We start from the raw sequence: 19,124 nt of genomic DNA, 5'->3' as shown, positions 1-19,124 counted from the left end.
TAGGGAGCGTTATCTTGGTAAGATAGACCTATGAGAACCCCGGTTGCCTTAATAGCTGTTATTTCAACAGCATTTTTAGCGTGGTCCACACTCGGTGCCAATCCGGATAATGAAGCTAAACCTAGCTTCCGGTCGGTGTCTGAGAGCGAGAATGTGATTTCAAGCGATGTGGATGTTAATGCTGAGACTCCCCAAATGGAGAGGAAGACCTGGAACTCCGTGGAGGGTAGGTTGGAATACATCGCGCAAGCGGTGGTGCGGAACTATCCCGCGGAATCTTGCCACGCCGAAGATGTAATATCCTTGTTTGATAGTGTTGATCCAAAGGCCAAAGAGAAGCTCGTTTACAGGCAGAAAACTATAGACTACCAGCACTCTGTTAATACAGATATGGGACATTCTGATTTTAGCTGGGATATCTCAACCAGTCGAGAGACGTATGGTGAAGAACTCGTCGAGCTTAAGGCCTTTGCTAACTATTCCTATCAAACTCTTTGGAGTCCCGAAAGGAGCTTTTCTCAAATCGAGGTTACAATGTTGGTAAAGATTGAGGACGGCAAATTAAGACTAATTTCGATAACCTCTGATGACACATTCGACCATGAAGAATGGACGGAACCGAGTCTTTTAAAAAAGAATAGTAGTGATTACAAACACGAGTATGAAGAATACATTTCGGCCTTACAATCTCGGCTAGGTGAGCCGGAAATTGTGCCCACATTACCTAAGGGTGTTGGTTATATGGAACCGAATCGATCCTTGATGAAAGCGTACATGGAACGTTGGGCCTATAGTTTTAATCCTTCGTGGGGAAATTTCACCAGTATGGGTGGTGACTGTACAAATTATGCTTCCCAAGTTATGTATGCCGGTACGCCGGGCTTTGACCAACAGGGCACACATAAATGGTACTATTCCGGTTATAATTCAAGATCTCCTTCATGGACATCCGTGCTTGCCTTGAGGGGCTACCTATTATCTAATAGGGGAGAGGTTGGGCATTATTCCGGATTCTTGACATCCAAAACATATTTAAAAACGGGTGATATAGTCCAATTGGGCAATTATCATTCCGTGGTTGTGTATAGAAATAATAGTGGTACTATATATGTTTCCGCGCATACTTCCGCAGCTTTAAATAAGCCTCTTTCCGACTACGGTAATCCAGCGTTAACATGCATACAACTCAAATGGTATTCCAATAACACTTCAATATGACGCGCAATGTGGGTCGGTCGGGACATGCTTGGCCGTCTCACTTTTGAAACTACGAAGCATGCCCCCATCGTCCCACTTTTCTTAAATCCGGCGGGGAGTTGCCGATTGTTAAGGCTGTCGACAAATGGGTCTCATCATCCACGGAGGGAAGCATGAGTACTATCAGCGCAAACATGATGTATATGACCGGCGGAACGCTGGGCGGAGTGGCTCTTGCGCGAGCCAAAAACAGGGCGGCAACCGGGATGGTGCAAAGTGCGCTGGATCGATTGGCTGAATCCGAGCTCGACAAGCAACGCCAAAAGGAAGTCGACCGCGCTAAGTCAGAGTATCATTCCCCGCTGGTCGACCGGATAAACCCGCAACAAGGAGCGCTCAAAACCACGGAAACTGCGGCTTCTGGGTCGGTTGAATCTCAGTATTCGAGGCTAGACTCCATCGAAATTACGGACACGGCTCTGGCTGAGGCTTTCGGCTCGAACCGCGTGGAAGACAATTTGCTGAATGTGTTGCGTCAGGTTTTCACCGATGACCAGATCAAGTCCTTGGTTTCTGGTGAAGAGCTACCTGCGGAGGCTGTGTGGGCTGAAGGTAAAGATCCGGCTGCGGAGATTCGTGGACTCATTAATGAGCTGCAGGGGACTGGCTCCGCGAGCGGGCAGGCCGGGGAAGACGTAGAGATTGGTTCCGATAAGAATGGGGTGGCGAAGAAGTTTGCCAGTCTTATTGATTCCGTCGGGAAAGCCTCCGAGAACAAAGGCGTGGCCGTTACTAAGCCCGGATTCATGGGCTTTTCCGCCGACCAGGTCAAGAATGGATTTGATTATTTCGCCAAGTACAAGCACCGGCTGAACGACGAGGCCGTGCGGAACCTCACCGATAATGACAAGGTTTTCGTGGGGATGCTGTACGCCAAGGCAGAGGATCGCATAGGGCCCTACGGCGACCCCGAGGTATCCTACGAGTTCAAGAAGGTCGACAAGATTGCCTACAAGTTCGTGATTTACAACATGACCCACGACATTGGCGACGAGCTCAAGACCCAAGAAGAGGCCCGCAAATTGAGAGCCAAGTCCGGCGAGGAACTCAGCGAGGCCGACCCTGCGTCTAAGATTCGTCAGGGCAAAAACCCCGACGCGCCCGATTCGGCTTACGGTGTCAAGGGCGATGTTCACACGCGTTATGTTGACACCACCAAGTTCTCCCGAGAGGACGCCGAGTTCAAGGCTCGGTTCAATGAGCCCAAGACCACCCCGAAGATTGACCTGGCCGAACTTCGCGCGAAGTAGGCTGCGCTGCACGGAGAATCCGGCAAGGTTCAGGAGGTGTAGCCATGATTCCAGTCGGTAGTGCTGGTTACGCGGGCGGTTTTCCTACTTTTGGTGGCATCGCAGGTAAAAGACCCGTGCCGGAGGTCGCGGTAAGACCGCGGGCGAGGATACCAATTGTGGACATTTATGAGCGCAGCGGAGTCTCAATAAACTCCCGGCAGGCTCTTAAAACAGAGGATCATTCAGTCTTGGTTTATGACCTGTTGGAAGGGTTTTTGAGTCCAAGCCAGATTGGAGTTTTACGCAAGGTCACGGAAATTTGCAATGCGGAAGTTTGGGGGAATAATCCGCTGGTGATGATGCAGTCTCTGCGGGACGAGTTGGGCGGAAACAAGCCCCGTGACGCCGCGGAGCTCCGTGAAGACCTCTGCAGTGTCCCGATAGGAAGTTTCACCAAAGGACTTCCTGAGCATGAATAATGTATTTCGGAGCGTGGGGCTGATGCGGGATCTGAATAATATAACATTGATCGACCCGAACGCCAAGGACGATGCCCAGGCGTCTGCTGAGGTGCCGAAGATTGGCAGCTTGCTGGCATTGCACAATTGGAGCGCTGACTTTCAAAAACCGCAGTCAAAGTTTGGGAGATGGACGAAACCGCTCGTCAACGCCGTTACGCTGGAGGAAAACTGCTTTCCGTTAGCGACCTCGCGCGCTGTCTTGCCGAAAGAGCCGTTGAGCGTGTTGCTGAAAAATGGCGGTGAAGGAGGCTGACCCTCAGGCGACGCAACCAGCCGCGGTTGACACTGTTGTGTTCTTACTACCAGCTTCCTATTATTCCGACCAGGCTTGAACCTGATAGGTTTCGAGTTGAACCTCGGCATCGAAGTCGGTGGGGCGTAGTCCGGCCTTTCGCAACAGGTGGTCAATAAAGTCGCGAACCTGAGGCAGATCCTCCCAAACCTGTGGGAGGAAGGTTGCGCGATTATATCCCTTGCGCAAGATGACCCCATCCACTCCGGGCCGAAGTCTCCCTAGGTAGTCCGCTTCCGTTTCTCCAGGATTCCGGTCAAATGGGCGCGGCTCGCTCAAAACGGAAACTTCGATTCTCAACTCCGACAACTCTTCGAAGCGAACCGGGGGGAATCGCGGGTCTTCCAAAGCAGCGGCCATTGCGTTTTGGGCAATGTCTTCACCGAGTTTCCGGTGAGCCGCGAGGGAACCGATACAGCCGCGGAGCTCGCCAGACTTGGTGAGGGTCACGAAAGCGGCGCCGGGAGCATCCAACAAGGTCTCCAGCACGGGGTCTCCGGTGGTGAAATCAGTAACGCTACGTTGCGGCTCCTTGCGGGGCTCAGCAAAAGCGCCTTCCAGAACCCTCCTTGCTAATGCGGGGAAACGCGACCCGTACTCATCGGGAATCCCCTCCTGCGAGGAAGGGAGATTATATTTCCAGTAGGCCACGGCGGAATAGCCGACCACGCGGTTTCTATCTCCCGCGGTGTCACCCGAATTCGCATTGGCCAGTAGCTCGGCTTGGAGCTTAACCTTCCGAGCCAGCCGGTTCATCCCCGACCACGCGAAAGAACCGCAGGCCTGACGCGGATCGAGGGGATATTCCAAGGACAGAGCCTGGGTCAAGGTAATGGCGTCAACCTGGCGCGCCTCATCATAGGGAAGATAGTGGGACAAATCGGAGGAAATCACTATCAAGGTGTCGCTGGGGTCTTCTCCAGGAAGCTGACGCAAAGTCTGTAGGGCGGCGGACACTTTATCCGGCGGACAATCCCCAACCGCCAGCGGCACAATCTTGAAATCCACCCCTTTGAGGACAGTTTGCAGGAAAGGCAGCTGCACCTCGAGGGAATGTTCCTCCTCGTGAGAGGGCTCAAAAAACTTCACCAACTCGGCATTCGCTTCGAGGTATGACTGGGCGGCTTGATCAACAGGCAGCTCTCCGAGCGGCGTCGCAAAAGCCGCGGCCTTGGAAAGCGCAATCCCCCGCACCCCGACACGGTGAGTGGGTCCAGCCACCACGACCCGCTTCGGTTTCAATCCGCGCAACAGTTGATAACCGGCGGCCGCGATAACTCCGGAATATATGTAGCCCGCGTGGGGAACCTGCAGGGCGACCAGCTCGCGCAGGGGCTTCCCGCCAACATCTCGCGGGATAACAGGGGTCACCAAGGTGGTAGCCTGCTCCAGGAGAGTGTCTACCATTCCTTGCAGTTCAGCAGGGTCGGAGGGATAGAAAGAACCGGCAACAGCGGGGGGACGAACATTAGCCATAGCCCCATTTTCGCCTAAAACTGGAATTTTGGGGAGGGTTTCGTTGAGTAAAAGCCAAAGCGAGATGGAGGCGATTTACCTTTTAGGCCCGTCCCCATTGGTAAATTTTTTACCATCGGGGACGGGCCTAAAAGGTAAATATGCGTGAAAAGCCTCCGACCACCTCCCGATGTTGGCAGAATAGAGGCGAGGGAAATTCCAAGGAGAGGTGTTATGGCAACGCGTAATGACGAAGAGAAAACTGAAGCTGATAAGGCAAAATCTGGTCAAACAGTGACGGAGAAGAAAGCTTTGAAAAAGGGCTCAACAGTGGCTAAGGGATTGAGGGATGGCGCGAAGTCTAAGGCCGAGGGGGTACGCCTGGGAATTCTCACGAGCGGCGGGGACGCTCAGGGGATGAATGCCGCAGTTCGCTCTACCGCCCGCTCCGCGATTGTGCTCGGAGCGGTGCCCTACGCTATCCGCGAAGGCTGGTATGGAGCCGTCGAAGGCGGGGACCTCATCCACGAACTGAAATGGGGAGATCTTTCCAACACTATCTCCAAGGGCGGCACGATTATCGGCACCGCCCGCTCCGATGAGTTCCGTGAACGCTCGGGAATGATGAAGGCGGTAGAAAACCTTATCCAGAACGGCATTGACCGCTTGGTGAGCATCGGCGGGGACGGAACCCTGTCCGGCACCGAGGAACTCCGCCAATTGTGGCCGGAACTGGTAGCGGAGCTCGTGAAACAAGGCCGGATAACGGCCGACCAAGCCGAAGCGCATCCGAATCTTATGGTGGTGGGACTGGTAGGCTCCATTGACAACGACATGACCGGCACTGATATGACGATCGGCGCAGATTCTGCCCTGAACCGCATCGTACTGGCCTTGGATCAACTGTCCTCCACCGCGGCCTCCCACCAGCGCACTTTCGTAGTGGAGGTGATGGGGAGAAACTGCGGGTATCTGGCGTTGATGAGCGCGGTCGCGGGCGGATCTGACTATGTTCTCATTCCGGAGATGCCTCCGACAGCGGGTTGGGAAGACGACATGTGCAAGAAGCTCTCCGAAGGTCGCAAACACGGTCGACGCGACTCGATTGTTATCGTCGCCGAAGGAGCTCGCGACCGAGAAGGCAACCCGATTACGGCCTCCTATGTTGCCGAAGCCATTGAGGAACGTACCAAAGAGTCGGCTCGGGTGACGATTCTCGGCCACATTCAACGTGGGGGTTCACCAAGCGCCTATGACCGGTGGATGCCAACTCTGCTCGGATACGCGGCAGCGAAAGAGGCTATAGGCGCCGCTCCTGGGGACGGAGCCAAAGTTCTCGGGGTGCGATACAACCGAATTGCGCGCCTCGATTTGACCAAGGCCGTTGCTGACACCCGCCATGTCCGCAAACTCATCGAAGCGGGCGAATACGATAAGGCGGTGGCCTCCCGCGGGTCTTCCTTTACTGACATGGTAGATGTGTTCCGAGTGCTCTCCACCCCGCCCTCGCTCTTGCCGCCCCTGGAGCGCAAAGCCAAAAGGGTGGCGATTATGCATGTCGGGGGACTGGCTCCGGGGATGAATATGGCGGCTCGTGCCGCGGTTCGGTTCGGTCTGCAGCGAGGCCTGGAAGTTCTCGGGGTGCAAGGCTCTTTCCAAGGGTTGATTGATGGCGACATTAGAACCCTGGACTGGAAAGACGTAGAAGGCTGGGATTACCTCGGCGGGGCGGAGCTCGGGACGAAACGCGAGATTCCGACGATTGAGGAGTTCTACGCTATCGGACGTTCGGTGGAGAACCACAAGATTGATGCGCTGATCCTAATCGGGGGGTACAACTCTTATCTCTCGGCTCAGGGGATTGCTGCCGAGTTGGATCGCTATCCGGCCCTAAAGATTCCGATGCTTCTCGTGCCGGCTTCGATTGACAACAATCTTCCGGGGGCAGAGATTTCAATCGGGACGGACACGGCGTTGAACAATCTGACTTGGTCAATGGATCTCATTAAAGAGTCGGCTGCGGCTTCGAAGCGGTGTTTTATCGCGGAAACGATGGGACGACACTGCGGGTATCTCGCCTTAATGAGCTCGATTTCTTCCGGAGCGGAAACGACCTATCTGGAAGAAGACACCATCACTTTGGAACAACTCGGGCGAGATGCCGCCGAGATGCGCAAATCCTTCAAGGAGGGAAGGCGTTTGGCTTTGGTGGTTCGAAACGAGCTGGCCGGGGAACAATACGACCTCGACTTTATGGCCGATGTTTTCAAACAGGAATCTCACGGTTTCTATGACGTTCGCACTGACGCCATCGGGTATCTTCAACAAGGCGGCGCGCCGTCGCCCTTTGACCGGCTTTTGGCGACGCGCCTGATGTATCGAGCAATGGCGCGCATTGACGAAGCCTTGGACAATGGGGAAAACCGGATTGAATATATCGGGGAAGAAAACGGGAAGGTTTCCTTCCATGAGATTGCGGATATGGAGAAGCAAGTTGACCCCGCTAAACGTCGGCCGCGTGAACAGTGGTGGATGAGTATGAGACCGCTGATTGGAGTGATGGCGTCTTCCAAGCCGGCGGTGAAAGATTTCCCGCTGCCGGTGGTGGATTTGACGAGACAGAATCCCGAAGAAACGCCCTATTGTTGAACTGGAACGATGGGGGGCGTGCTTTATCGTCCCACTTTTGGGACAGTAAAGCACGCCCCCACTGTCCCACAAGGTATAGGAAAGGAAAAACATGGAAACGAAAGACCCTAGCACCTTAAGCTCTTGGAAAGAATTACAGGAGATGGCCGCTGGATTCCATCTCGATCTTCGGAAAGCCTTCGAAGCCGACCCCGGGCGAGCGGAAAAACTGACCTTCGAGGCCGCGGATTTACACGTGGATTTGTCTAAGAATCTCCTGACGGAGAAGGTTTTTGAGAAGCTCTTGGAACTCGCCGGCCAGACCAATATACAAGGCCTGTTGGAGGCGATGCTGCGCGGAGAACACATCAATAACACGGAAGATCGCGCGGTGCTCCACCTGGCGCTAAGGGCGCCGGAGGAAAAAGTCGGGAGCCTCAACGTTGACGGGCAAGATGTCGTCGGTGACGTTCGCGAAGTGTTGGAGCGGGTGTACGCCTTTGCTGACTCCGTAAGAGACGGGTCGTGGAAAGGCGTGAGCGGGAAGCGTATCGAGACGGTCGTCAACATCGGCATCGGCGGATCCGATTTGGGGCCAGCAATGGCCTACGAGGCGCTGAAGCCCTATGTTCAAAAGGGTCTCGAATGCCGGTTTATCTCGAATATTGACCCGACCGATGTGGGGGAGAAAACCAAGGATCTCGACCCGGAGACGACTCTGTTTATTATTGCGTCCAAAACTTTCACGACTCTGGAGACCCTGACGAATGCGCGGGCAGCCAAGGCGTGGCTCCTTGCGGGGCTGCGTGAAGCGGGGGCGATTGATGAATCCGAGGCGCAAACGAAAGACGCGATTGCCAAGCATTTCGTCGCCGTTTCCACCGCGCTCGACAAGGTTGCGGCCTTCGGGATTGACCCGAAGAACGCCTTTGGGTTTTGGAACTGGATCGGAGGACGCTACTCGGTAGACTCCGCGGTCGGGACTTCACTTGCAGTGGCTATTGGGCGCGACGGTTTCGAGGCGTTTTTGTCAGGATTCCGCGCCATTGATGAACACTTCCGTTCCGCAGCTCCCACCGAGAACGTGCCGCTCTTGATGGGCTTGTTGAACGTCTGGTACGTGAACTTCCTCGGGGCCCATACCCACGCGGTTTTGCCCTATTCCCAATATCTCCACCGTTTCCCCGCCTATCTCCAACAGCTCACCATGGAGTCCAACGGGAAGCGGGTTCGTCGCGACGGGTCTTTGGTGAACTATGAGACGGGTGAGATTTTCTGGGGCGAACCTGGCACTAACGGCCAGCACGCGTTCTATCAGTTAATGCATCAAGGCACCCGGCTCATCCCCGCGGATTTCATTGCCTTTGCTCGGCCCGCCTGGGATTTGAAAGACGACGAGACCGAGGCGCGCCAGCACGAGCTTTTCCTCGGGAACTTCTTTGCCCAGACCGGCGCCTTGGCATTCGGGAAAACCGTGGACGAGGTGCGGGCTGAGGGGACAATCGAGGAGCTCGTTGCCCACCGGACTTTCCCCGGGAACCGGCCTTCGACTTCGATTATGGCCCGCGAGTTGACCCCGAGAGTTCTCGGGGAGTTGATTGCGCTTTACGAGATGATTGTGTTTGTCGAGGGCGCTGTATGGGGGATTGATTCCTTTGATCAATGGGGCGTGGAACTCGGCAAGGCGATGGCTATTGATTTGAAGCCGGCAATTGCCGGGGACAGTGCTGCGCTTGCTGCGACCGATCCCTCGACGCGCGGGCTCTTGGAGTACTATTTCGCAAATAAGTAAGCGACGCGATTTACCGGTGGGGACGGGCTACGCCACCAGGGTCTCAGACCCTTTTGACTACGTTCCCTTCGGTCACTACGCCAAAGAGGTCTGACCCGGGTGGCTGCGTGAATAGCAACACGGTTTTTAAGTGATTATCTCGATATTGAGATAAAGTTAAGGGCGAGGGCGCTCATTCAGAGTGGAAGCGTCTTTGAAACAGATACTAAGGAGTCAAATTATGACTAAAACCCCAGTTAACGTTACTGTCACCGGTGCCGCTGGCAACATCGGTTACGCCTTGCTTTTCCGTATTGCTTCGGGTGCGATGCTCGGACCGGATCAGCCGGTGCGCATTAAGATGCTGGAAATCACCCCAGCTTTGAAGGCTGCGGAAGGTACTGCAATGGAGTTGAACGACTGCGCCTTTCCGTTGCTGGCTGGAATCGACATCAGCGATGACCCAAACGTAGCTTTCGACGGCTGTAACTTCGGACTTTTGGTGGGTGCTATGCCTCGCAAGAAGGGCATGGAACGCGCCGATCTCATTAGCGCCAATGGTGGCATCTTCGGTCCGCAAGGCAAGGCCATTAATGACCACGCAGCTGATGACGTTAGAGTCCTCGTTGTCGGAAACCCCGCCAACACGAATGCGGTCATCGCGGCGGCTTCCGCTCCGGATGTTCCCGCCGAACGTTTCAACGCCATGATGCGCCTCGACCACAACCGCGCCATCTCTCAGCTCGCCGAGAAAACAGGCGCCAAGGTCGCTGACATCAAGAAGATGGTTGTTTGGGGCAACCACTCTGCGGATCAATACCCGGATATCTCCTTCTGTGAGGTTGAAGGCAAGGCTGCCTCTGGCTTAGTAGACGAGGCTTGGCTGGACGAATACTTTGTTCCGACTGTCGCCAAGCGTGGTGCGGCAATTATTGAGGCTCGCGGCGCTTCCTCAGCGGCTTCCGCGGCGGGAGCGGCCATTGACCACATGCACTCTTGGGCCCTGGGAACTCCCGAAGGGGACTGGACGACCGCAGCAGTTCCGTCCCGTGGAGAATACGGTGTTCCGGAAGGGCTGTCCTATGGCTTCCCCGTGACTTCGGATGGCAAAGAATGGAAGATTGTCGAGGGTCTGGAGCTGAGTGATAAGACCAAGAAGCAGATTGAATTCAACGCGAAGAAGGCGCAGGAAGAAATCGACACAGTGAAGTCCTTGGGCATCATGAAGTAGCGATTGATTTAAACAGATTCGGGGTCGGGAAACCGGCCCCGAATTTTGTTTTGCTGCTCCAGCGGGTCAGACCCTTTCGGCTACATTCCCTTCGGTCATTGCGCCGAAGAGGTCTGACCCGCAGGCTACGCCTGACCCGCCGGAAATCCTTGATGTGTATGAAAGCTTGGGACAGTTATTCTTTGCTCCACGCACTTACTCGTTACACAAGGTAAAAACCGTCCCCTACAGTCGTCCTCATTTAGCGGTCGGAATGAAGCAGATTGGCCACTTCTTCCAAGCCTTCGCCGAGGCGGGTGGCGGCTGTGGCTGAGGCAATATTGCCCGCCACCAAGTGAACCCGATGCTCCCTAATTGCCTCGACCTCGGACAATGCCGGATTCGCGAGTAGCTCTTGGAACGGGTCTAGGCCTTGACCCATAAAATCTTGCACCAGGATGACTTGCGGTTTTGCGGCAATGATGGTTTCAATCTCAGCGGGGATGCCTTGTCTCCAGCCCCTTTCCTTGGCGATATTGTTTCCTCCAGCCTGTTCCACCAGTAGCGGCAAAGTTAGATCCGAGCCCATAATCATGGTGGTGTTACCCCGTTTGAAAAGGCAGATCACCCCCGGGCGCGATTGCTGCTCATCCTGGGGAAGTTTCGCGAGGACTGACTCGACCTTGGCATCCAGAGATTTCGCAAGTTTAGTGGCCTTGTCTTCTTCTCCCAACAGTTTTCCCATAGTTAAGAGCGTGGTAGACACGGCTTGGGGAGTGGCGAAGTCCGAGGTTTCAAATGTGGCGGTAGGCACCCCCGACTGGGCCAGAGCCGCGGCTAGCTTTTGGTCATTTCCATGACGTCCGGTGGTGATTACCAAATCTGGATTGAGCGCGAGAATCTGTTCCGGATCGGGAGGGGTATTTTCGCGGAAAGTATTGGGAACCGCACGGGCCAGTTCGATTTCGTTTCCTAAACCGGGAGTAACGGAGCTCTTCGAGATGGCCACAAGGCGGGAAGAACCTGCGAGCTGCAGGGAAACATCGGAGGTTTCAGTGGTTAGCGCCACAATGGCTCGGGGCTTAGCCGCAAGGGAGACGGTTTGGGAACCGACAGTTACCTCTCTAGGCCAGCCCTGAGTGGAACCAGTGGCCGCGGAGGGCTTCTCCTCGGGTTCTTTACCATCGGTCTGGGCACAGGCTCCTAAGCCGGCAGCCAGAGCCACCCCCAGAGTCACAGACAAAAGTGCCCTTAATGGAGATTTCATTTTGTTCCTTTCATTTAGCGTTTGGACGATTTGCCCAAGGCGGTGATTCGAGGAGCGGCAGTGGCGGGATCCAAATCCACTGCGGTGTTTATCTCGAAAAATTCTCGAAGAACTTGCTCAGTAAAAACGGTTTCCGGTTTTCCGGTCACCGAGAGATGGCCTTGCGCAACGAGGCTAATTTCGTCGCAATAACGAGCCGCCAGATTCAGGTCGTGGAGCACGACCACCGCAGTTTTCCCCCTCCTGGCGAAGTCGCGCAACAGTTCCAACACCGTGAGCTGATACTTGATGTCCAACGCAGAAACGGGCTCATCAGCAAGGAGAACCGAGGTATCTTGAGCCAGCGCTTTGGCCAAAAGTACCAGTTGGCGCTGGCCTCCGGAGAGCTCCTTGATGGAGCGCGCTGTCAGGTCTAGGAGACCTACCAGCTCCAATGCGAAAGCGACAAGCTCCTTTTCTCCAGAGTCCAGACGCGAAGATCCGAATCGTGAGCGATGCGCATAGCGTCCCAACTCCACCACCTCCTGCACGGTGAGATCCCCGTGAACATGGGTGTCTTGCGGCATGTATGCCAAAATGTGTGCCCGCTGTTTTATGGGAACCTGGAAAACATCGATTCCGTCTATCTGGACTTCACCTGTAATCGGGCGTTTTAATCCGGCGAGGACGGTGAGAAGTGTGGATTTTCCGGCGCCGTTGGGTCCAACAATGCCGTGGAGCGTGCCGGAGGGAATCTCTAGGTTTACGTCTTCAACAATGGGCCGAGAATATCCCGCAGATAAATTACTCACAGTTATCATCGAGCTCTCCTCGCCACGAGATAGAGCAATACAGGAGCGCCGATGAAAGCGGTAACTGTTCCGGTTTGAAGTACCACCGGATGCAGCAAGAGCCTCGCGACCAAGTCGGCGAGAACCAGGAAAATCGCTCCCACCAGTAGGGACAGGGGAAGAATCCGCCGATGATTCGCACCAAACAGGAGCCGGCAGATGTGGGGAACGACTAGACCCACGAAGGAGATGATTCCGGTTACTGAAACTGCGGCCGCGGTCACCAAGGCCGCCAGTCCGAGCAAGAGATGCCGCATGAGCTGGGTGTTGACTCCGGTGGAGGTGGCTTGGGCGTCACCAAGGGTTAACAAATTGAGTTCGGGGGAGAGGAAGAGTAACAGCAGAGAGCCAAAAATTAAAGGTATAACCATTACTGAAACATCCCTCCAAGACGCGGCGGAGAGGTCGCCATTCAGCCAAAACATGGCTCCTTGTGCTTTGTCGGAGCTGTCGGCGTTGGCAATGGTCGCAGAGACCACCGCCCCTAGCAGGGCATTAATGGCGATTCCCACGAGAAGTAAGGTCGCCCCGTGAGAGCCGCGGATTCCAGCGAGGAGCTGGACGGCCACCGTCGCGGCGAGGGCACCGAGGAAAGCGGTCAAAGTGAGGAACCACGGTGGAAGACAGACTCCGCCAAAGACGATGACAAAAACTGCGCCCACGGCTGCGCCGGCGGAAACTCCGGTGACTCCGGGCTCGGCTAGAGAATTGGCGAAGACGCCTTGCATGACTGCACCTGCAATGGACAAGCCCGCTCCGGTGAGAGCGGCCAGAATGACGCGGGGGAGGCGTACCCCGAGGATTAATCCGCTTTGAGCGGGAGTGACCGGTGCCAGGTGTTCTGCCAGCAAGGATTCCACTCCGGGAATAGCTCGCAACAGTGCGCTAAGGGTGTGGTTCCAGCCAATGCCGGCAGGCCCCACGGAGGTGGCTATCACGATGCAAACTACCAGGACGCACGCCAAAATTGCGTAGAGGATGCGCATTCGGGTGGCTGACTGGTTTAAAAGCACGGAAGACAGCGTAGTTGAAAACGGTTCTCATTATCAAGTTTGAGATGGGAGGGATGGTGCGCTGAGGTGGACCATTTGAGTGCGGGCGATTATCTGGAAGAGCTCGTTTCTGTCGGCGCTCGAATCGCCGGAGACGGTTGATTATTGGTGGCGATGCTAACGTTCGACCCCGTGTAGGGTTGCGTTTGACTTGTGAATACAAACTCCATCCATTCTTCCCCAAAGGTCATGATTTGTGAGCGTTTATGCGCCATCAAACTAAGGAAAGAACAAAAGTTAGGTCAAATTCCGGATTTGTTTGCGTAGTTTTAACAAATTGCGGCCAGTTTGATGGATAATGTATTCAACCGGTGTTCAGCCGGACGTCTCCGCAAGGGGACGCAAGACAATGAAGTTTTATCCGATTGGAGATTCAATGCGAAAGCTTATTGCGGCTGCTGGCGCTTTGGCGCTAGCCGTGACTATGTCGGCGTGCTCTTCCACCTCTGGTGGAACTGACAACGCTGGAGGAGACAAGGGTGCCACCGGCAGTGAAGTCGGCGTGGTGACCTGGTGGTCTGCCGGTTCTGAAAAGGAAGGCTTTGATGCCCTTGCTGAAGTCTTTAAGAAGCAACACCCCGAGGTGAAGCTCGTCAAACAATCCGAATCCGGTGGTGGCGGCACCAACGCTAAGCAGAAACTAGCGGCTAACCTGGCGGCCAAGAACCCGCCGGACACCTATCAGGGACACGCCGGAGCGGAGCTCTCTGCTGATATCGCTGCTGGTTATCTTGAAGATGTTTCGGCGCTGTATGACGAGTTCAAGCTTCGTGATGCCTTCCCGAAGGATTTGGTCGACCGCCTCACTGTGGACGGCAAGATTTACTCCGTTCCTTCCAACATCCACCGCGCGAACGTCGTGTGGGCCAATGTGGAAGTAATGAAGAAGGCCGGACTTGATCCGAATACCCCGCCGGCAGACATCAAAGGCTGGATTGCTGATATGGAGAAGCTGAAGGCTGCGGGAGTGCAATATCCCATCACTGTTGGTGCCACCTGGACCCAGCTCGAACTGTTGGAAACCGTCTTGATTTCTGATCTCGGAGTGGAAAAGTACAACGGTTTGATGGACGGCAAGACCGATTGGGCTGGTCCGGAAGTGAAGACCGCTCTCGAGGATTACGCCAAGATTATTGAATTCACCGATCCCGCCCTCTACTCCGAGGACTGGGAGCCGGCGATGAAGCCGATTATTGACGGCAAATCCGCCTACAACGTGATGGGTGACTGGGCCCCGCCGGCCTTTGACAATGCCAACATGAAGTGGGGCACGGACTACGTCACCTTCCCGGTTCCTGGAAACCAGGGCGTGTTCGACTTCCTTGCGGACTCTTTCACTCTCCCCGTTGGTGCCAAGCACCCGGATGGGACGAAGGCTTGGTTGGACACCATCTCCTCCAAGGAAGGCCAGATTGCATTCAACGTAGCCAAGGGCTCTATCCCGTCTCGTTCGGATCTCTCCGAAGAAGAACTAAGCAAGTTCTCCGACTACCAGAAGTCCGCCATGGAATCCTTTGGTAAAGACACCATCGTTTCTTCCATCGCTCACGGTGCGGCTCTGCCTTTGGCCGCTACCGAGAAGATGAAGGAAGCTCTCGGTAAATTCATGGCTAACAAGGATGTCGCCGGTCTCCAGACGGAGCTCGCGGCAGCCGCAGCCCTGAAGTAATTACATCCAAGTATTGAGGGGTTGGGACGAGCACTTTGTCCCAACCCCTCAACGCGGAAAACAAAACTCACGGAACCGTTTCAAAGGGGAAATGCATGGCAACTGAGACAGCACTGGATAAGCGTGAGCGCGCGAAATCGCCGCGAAAAAAGGCCCGAAGCTCCAATGGGTTTAAACAATGGGGCCCGGGGCTACTCCTGGTTTCCCCGTCCCTAATTTTGGTGGCCATTTTTGTTTACGGTCTTCTGGGATCGAACGTCTATACATCCTTGCAGAATAACCACACGGCACCCCAGATTTCGGGAGCACAGCCCGTCAACTTCGTGGGATTTGACAACTTCGCGGCGCTATTTGCCTCCGCTGACTTCCAACACTCTCTCGTGAACCTCTTGATGTTCACGGTGCTGTTCCTCTTAGGGACGCTGATTTTGGGATTTATCTGGGCTTGGCTACTCGACAAGCCCCTCAAAGGAGAGGGCATCTTCCGCTCGGTGTTCCTTTTCCCAATGGCCGTCTCTTTCATCGCCTCCGGTGTGGTGTGGCGCTGGTTATTGAACTCCGCTCAAGACGAAAACGCTTCGGGTTTGAACCGTTTACTCCAGATGATTGGCCTCGGTTTTCTTCAAAATGACTGGATATCCAACGCTAAATTTGGTGTGCTGGCAATCGCCATCCCCGCAATCTGGCAACTTTCCGGTTATGTCATGGCGCTGTTTTTGGCCGGATTCCGCGGAATTCCCGATGATCTCCGCGAGGCCGGACGCGTGGATGGCGCCAATGAGTTCCAGCTCTATCGCTACATTATTTTCCCGCAGTTGGCTCCGGTAGCCTTGTCTGCGATTATCATCATCGGCCATATGTCGCTGAAATCCTTCGACTTGATTATGGCCGTTGCTGACCAGACCTTCTACCAGACCAAGGTGCCGGCAATCGACATGTACAACTTCATGACAGTATCCGACTACTCCAACGCTGCCGCCGTCGGGACAGTGCTCTTGGTGATTGTGGCGGTACTGGTCGTGCCCTACTTGATTCACGATGCGAAGGAGGGCGCCAGATGAGTTCCACCACCGCTATTGACGAGCGTTCCGCCGCTATCACCGCCAAGAAAACCGATGCCAACGGAACCGTGGGTGGTAAGGGTAAAGGCACCCTCTCCAAGGCTATCCGTTACGTCATCCTGATTTTCTTCATGGCCGTAGTGTTGATGCCGGTCTATGTCCTTATCATCACCTCCTTCAAGGGGGCGGGGGATGCCGACCCGTCTCGAACCTGGTTCTTACCGACGGAGTGGGATACCGCCAACTGGGTGCGAGCCTGGGATGCCCTCAAGGACGGATTGGTTCGCTCCCTGATGCTCGTTATCCCCTCCTCGATTATTTCCGCGATGCTCGGTTCCGCCAATGGATTCGTGCTCTCACGCTGGCGCTTTCCCGGGGCGAATATCGTCTTCACCCTGATTCTGTTCGGTATGTTCATTCCCTACCAGGCCGTGATGATTCCGATGATGCGTATCGTCGTGAACTCCCAAATTGGCTTCGGGATTCACACCCTGATTTTGATGCACATCATTTACGGCATTCCGATCACCACCCTAATTTTCCGGAACTATTACGAGTCCGTCCCGAAGGATTTGATCGAGGCCGCGCGCATTGACGGTGCGGGGATGCTCCGGACTTATTTCTCAGTGGTGCTCCCGATTTCGATCCCGTCCTTCGTTGTGGTTCTGATCTGGCAGTTTACTTCGGCCTGGAACGACTTCCTCTTTGCGTTGTTCTTCGGTGGCGGGGCTCAGCACGGGCCAGTGACCTTGGCTCTAAACGAACTCGCGCACGGCTCGATTATGGCCGATTATGGTGGATCCATGGCAGGCGCTTTGATTGCTTCCGTGCCGACTCTGATTGTCTACATTGCGCTTGGCAAGTACTTCGTTGGTGGCATGATGGCCGGGTCGGTCAAGGGCTAGATCATTGTGTAAATGTTAAAGCGTGGCAAAGGAAAACCCCTTGCCACGCTTTAACTGCTGTGCCGTTTGGGTCAGACCCTTCCGGCTACGTTGCTGGCGCAACTACGCCAGAGAGATTCGACCCGCCGGCTACGCTTGTTTACTTCTCGAGGGCGGCATCGAGGAAGTCGAGCAGGCCGTCGTAGTCGATTTCGCCGCGGAACCGACTGACCTCTTTACCGCTCTTGAACACGGCCACCACTGGCGTGCCGGAGATGCGCATCGGCTGAACCAGCTCCGGAGTGCGGTCGACATTCACGTAGTAAACATCAAACTTGCCCTCGTACTCTTCCTGGATCGCTTGTTCCAGAAGTGGGTGAACTGCCTTGCAATGGGTGCAACGTTCCGCCCCGAACATGACCAGAGTCGGCTTGGTGTTCTTCGGGTTCATCACGAACTCATTGAACTTTATCTTGTCGAGTTCCTTGAACACGTCCTCGTTCACGTCGAACAGGTGTAGATTCTTTTTAGCCGCCTGTAGCTCGTCGGTCTCGTCAACCTCCGCGACACACAGCGCGACCGAAGCATAGTAGGGCAGCGTGCCCTCCACGTCGACCACCTTCGCGGTGCCCTTTTGTCCAGAGTTCGGCAATCGGTAAGTCGTGTTATCAATCGGTTCAATTGGGACTTCCTTAGGCTTTGGCTCTTGGGGGATGTAGTCGTAGGGGTATCGGTTCGCGCGGTAAATCATGTTGTTGGAAGGTGCGCCCGGTTCCACGTGAGTGAAGTATGGCGAAATCCATTCCCACACGATTTCATGCTCACGGGTGACCTCGATGAGGCGCCCGTCGGAGCCCTCGGTGATGAGCGTGTTTCCGTTGGGGAGCCGCTGGCAGCTCGATACGTACGGAGAATAAAACTTCGAGGCGTCCACCGGCATGTTGAAGTCGAGCTCCGCCGGAGTGAGCTTCCACACGATGTTCAGGTCAATCGGGTCAAATTCGATGACGCGGGAGTAGTCACGGCGTGCCACCTTGGAGCCGTCGCGAGCCTCGGCGTGGGGCACACCGTAGCCACCCCAACCGCCATTGTCGAAGACCATCAGGTTGCCTTCACCCGGCAGTCCTTTCGGAATCATGTGGAAGTGGTGCTGTCCGATAATCTGGCCAATCTTGCGACCACGCGGGTCATCTAGGTAATCGGGGCCAAGCTGCCAGACGATGTGGCCGGAATCATGGTCAATAATGAACAAAATGTTAGTTTCGCGGGAGTCACAAATCAAGTTATTCGGCTTGAAGCGCTCATCTCCGGCGTCATACCACTTATTCGGCCCGAGGTAGCTCGCACAGTTCGTGTGCATGAAGTCGCCCACGCCGCCATCAGGGGTGCGCATATTCGGGTTACGGAATAAGGCGTTCTTGGCAGCCTCCGGGAAGTTGAACTCCTCGAAGTGATCCGCAATTGACCACTGCCACAACACATTACCTCCCCAGTCCACCTCGATGATGACGTCATCAAGGAGCTTCTTGTCGGAGATTCCTGGGTTGTGAATTGTGCGGTGTACCAACAGCATCGTGTTGCCGCCATCAAGCTTCGGGTTTTCACCCGGGACGTAGTAGGCCGCGGCGCCTTCACGCTGGTAGTCGTGGTGTTGTCGCGCCATCCAGCGGTGGTCATGACCGGGGTCGTCGATCTTTTCCCAATGGTCGAATTCCCATTCAATCTTGCCGTCCCAATCGACCTGGATAAGGTTTACGCCGTCTTGCATCCCGTATTCAGGGTGACGCACGCCGGAATAGCCCATAATATGGCCGCCGGGAAGAATCTTTGGCGGCATAGCCATCATGTTGAAGCGGCGAATTTCGTTGCCGTTCATATCAAAGACCAGCACGCCATCGTTGATAAGCGGCACGATGGTGTAGCCGTTAAAGGCTTTGTCCGGGTTGTAAACCGTGGTTCCCATCGGAAATACTGTTGGTTGTCCCATTGTTGTTT

At 55.0% G+C, this 19,124-nt stretch carries 15 protein-coding genes; 10 read left to right on the top strand and 5 right to left on the bottom strand.

All coding sequences use genetic code 11. The features are described from left to right. Positions 1-30: 30 nt before the first annotated feature. The 4 genes from FYJ63_RS04895 (at position 31) to FYJ63_RS04880 (ending at position 3,263) form a co-directional block, all read left to right on the top strand. Entirely contained in the window at positions 31-1,218 is a 1,188-nt protein-coding gene (locus FYJ63_RS04895; RefSeq protein WP_154544386.1) for an amidase domain-containing protein, read from the top strand. Positions 1,219-1,370: 152 nt separating this feature from the next. Continuing rightward, the gene (locus FYJ63_RS04890; protein WP_154544384.1) at positions 1,371-2,507 is read left to right on the top strand and encodes a hypothetical protein; all 1,137 of its coding nucleotides are present in this window, start codon (positions 1,371-1,373) and stop codon (positions 2,505-2,507) included. A gap of 158 nt (positions 2,508-2,665) precedes the next feature. Then, on the top strand, positions 2,666-2,968 hold the full coding sequence (locus tag FYJ63_RS04885) for a hypothetical protein (RefSeq protein ID WP_229769980.1): 303 nt from the start codon (positions 2,666-2,668) through the stop codon (positions 2,966-2,968). Continuing rightward, the gene (locus FYJ63_RS04880; RefSeq protein WP_154544379.1) at positions 2,961-3,263 is read left to right on the top strand and encodes a hypothetical protein; all 303 of its coding nucleotides are present in this window, start codon (positions 2,961-2,963) and stop codon (positions 3,261-3,263) included. The genes FYJ63_RS04885 and FYJ63_RS04880 overlap by 8 nt, the downstream gene beginning before the upstream one ends. A 60-nt stretch (positions 3,264-3,323) precedes the next feature. On the opposite strand, the gene amrB is transcribed toward FYJ63_RS04880, so the two are convergent. Then, positions 3,324-4,778, bottom strand: coding sequence for an AmmeMemoRadiSam system protein B (gene amrB / locus FYJ63_RS04875; RefSeq protein WP_154544377.1), 1,455 nt, complete (start codon positions 4,776-4,778; stop codon positions 3,324-3,326). Between the two features lie 213 nt (positions 4,779-4,991). Here amrB and FYJ63_RS04870 point away from each other — a divergent pair, with 213 nt between their 5' ends. The 3 genes from FYJ63_RS04870 to FYJ63_RS04860 all read left to right on the top strand — a co-directional run bounded on the left by FYJ63_RS04870 (position 4,992) and on the right by FYJ63_RS04860 (position 10,387). Then, complete coding sequence (locus tag FYJ63_RS04870) at positions 4,992-7,406, top strand: 6-phosphofructokinase (RefSeq protein ID WP_154544375.1); 2,415 nt, start codon at positions 4,992-4,994, stop codon at positions 7,404-7,406. Between the two features lie 91 nt (positions 7,407-7,497). Continuing rightward, positions 7,498-9,177, top strand: a complete 1,680-nt coding sequence (gene pgi / locus FYJ63_RS04865; RefSeq protein ID WP_154544373.1) for a glucose-6-phosphate isomerase — start codon at positions 7,498-7,500, stop codon at positions 9,175-9,177. 220 nt (positions 9,178-9,397) lie between these two features. After that, positions 9,398-10,387 (top strand): malate dehydrogenase, encoded by a 990-nt coding sequence (locus tag FYJ63_RS04860; RefSeq protein ID WP_154544371.1) that lies wholly within the window; start codon positions 9,398-9,400, stop codon positions 10,385-10,387. 241 nt (positions 10,388-10,628) lie between these two features. On the opposite strand, the gene FYJ63_RS04855 is transcribed toward FYJ63_RS04860, so the two are convergent. Genes FYJ63_RS04855 through FYJ63_RS04845 form a run of 3 tightly spaced genes read right to left on the bottom strand, consistent with a single transcriptional unit; the run spans position 10,629 to position 13,476 of the window. Continuing rightward, on the bottom strand, positions 10,629-11,633 hold the full coding sequence (locus tag FYJ63_RS04855) for an ABC transporter substrate-binding protein (protein WP_154544369.1): 1,005 nt from the start codon (positions 11,631-11,633) through the stop codon (positions 10,629-10,631). A 14-nt stretch (positions 11,634-11,647) separates the two neighbouring features. Then, positions 11,648-12,433, bottom strand: coding sequence for an ABC transporter ATP-binding protein (locus FYJ63_RS04850; RefSeq protein ID WP_154544367.1), 786 nt, complete (start codon positions 12,431-12,433; stop codon positions 11,648-11,650). After that, the gene (locus FYJ63_RS04845) at positions 12,430-13,476 is read right to left on the bottom strand and encodes a FecCD family ABC transporter permease (protein ID WP_338106829.1); all 1,047 of its coding nucleotides are present in this window, start codon (positions 13,474-13,476) and stop codon (positions 12,430-12,432) included. The genes FYJ63_RS04850 and FYJ63_RS04845 overlap by 4 nt, the downstream gene beginning before the upstream one ends. A 415-nt stretch (positions 13,477-13,891) precedes the next feature. Here FYJ63_RS04845 and FYJ63_RS04840 point away from each other — a divergent pair, with 415 nt between their 5' ends. The 3 genes from FYJ63_RS04840 (at position 13,892) to FYJ63_RS04830 (ending at position 17,150) form a co-directional block, all read left to right on the top strand. Beyond that, positions 13,892-15,184, top strand: coding sequence for an ABC transporter substrate-binding protein (locus tag FYJ63_RS04840; protein WP_154544363.1), 1,293 nt, complete (start codon positions 13,892-13,894; stop codon positions 15,182-15,184). Positions 15,185-15,279: 95 nt separating this feature from the next. Then, positions 15,280-16,245, top strand: coding sequence for a carbohydrate ABC transporter permease (locus FYJ63_RS04835; protein WP_154544361.1), 966 nt, complete (start codon positions 15,280-15,282; stop codon positions 16,243-16,245). Beyond that, a complete protein-coding gene (locus FYJ63_RS04830; RefSeq protein WP_154544359.1) occupies positions 16,242-17,150 on the top strand; it encodes a carbohydrate ABC transporter permease in 909 nt (302 codons plus the stop codon). Before FYJ63_RS04835 ends, FYJ63_RS04830 begins: the two co-directional genes overlap by 4 nt. 139 nt (positions 17,151-17,289) lie before the next feature. On the opposite strand, the gene FYJ63_RS04825 is transcribed toward FYJ63_RS04830, so the two are convergent. Continuing rightward, complete coding sequence (locus FYJ63_RS04825) at positions 17,290-19,116, bottom strand: DUF6568 family protein (RefSeq protein WP_154544357.1); 1,827 nt, start codon at positions 19,114-19,116, stop codon at positions 17,290-17,292. Between the last annotated feature and the right edge of the window lie 8 nt (positions 19,117-19,124).

The organism is Mobiluncus porci, from assembly GCF_009695935.1.
Classification (GTDB): Bacteria; Actinomycetota; Actinomycetes; order Actinomycetales; family Actinomycetaceae; genus Mobiluncus; species Mobiluncus porci.
The sequence above is the reverse complement of the archived record's forward strand: the minus strand, read 5'-3'. Positions and strand labels throughout refer to the sequence as shown.

Coding starts and splice junctions, on each gene's coding strand:
- FYJ63_RS04895 (WP_154544386.1), top strand. CDS start 31: ATGAGAACCCCGGTTGCCTTAATAGCTGTTATTTCAACAGCATTTTTA.
- FYJ63_RS04890 (WP_154544384.1), top strand. CDS start 1,371: ATGAGTACTATCAGCGCAAACATGATGTATATGACCGGCGGAACGCTG.
- FYJ63_RS04880 (WP_154544379.1), top strand. CDS start 2,961: ATGAATAATGTATTTCGGAGCGTGGGGCTGATGCGGGATCTGAATAAT.
- amrB (WP_154544377.1), bottom strand. CDS start 4,778: ATGGCTAATGTTCGTCCCCCCGCTGTTGCCGGTTCTTTCTATCCCTCC.
- FYJ63_RS04870 (WP_154544375.1), top strand. CDS start 4,992: ATGGCAACGCGTAATGACGAAGAGAAAACTGAAGCTGATAAGGCAAAA.
- pgi (WP_154544373.1), top strand. CDS start 7,498: ATGGAAACGAAAGACCCTAGCACCTTAAGCTCTTGGAAAGAATTACAG.
- FYJ63_RS04860 (WP_154544371.1), top strand. CDS start 9,398: ATGACTAAAACCCCAGTTAACGTTACTGTCACCGGTGCCGCTGGCAAC.
- FYJ63_RS04855 (WP_154544369.1), bottom strand. CDS start 11,633: ATGAAATCTCCATTAAGGGCACTTTTGTCTGTGACTCTGGGGGTGGCT.
- FYJ63_RS04850 (WP_154544367.1), bottom strand. CDS start 12,433: ATGATAACTGTGAGTAATTTATCTGCGGGATATTCTCGGCCCATTGTT.
- FYJ63_RS04840 (WP_154544363.1), top strand. CDS start 13,892: ATGCGAAAGCTTATTGCGGCTGCTGGCGCTTTGGCGCTAGCCGTGACT.
- FYJ63_RS04835 (WP_154544361.1), top strand. CDS start 15,280: ATGGCAACTGAGACAGCACTGGATAAGCGTGAGCGCGCGAAATCGCCG.
- FYJ63_RS04830 (WP_154544359.1), top strand. CDS start 16,242: ATGAGTTCCACCACCGCTATTGACGAGCGTTCCGCCGCTATCACCGCC.
- FYJ63_RS04825 (WP_154544357.1), bottom strand. CDS start 19,116: ATGGGACAACCAACAGTATTTCCGATGGGAACCACGGTTTACAACCCG.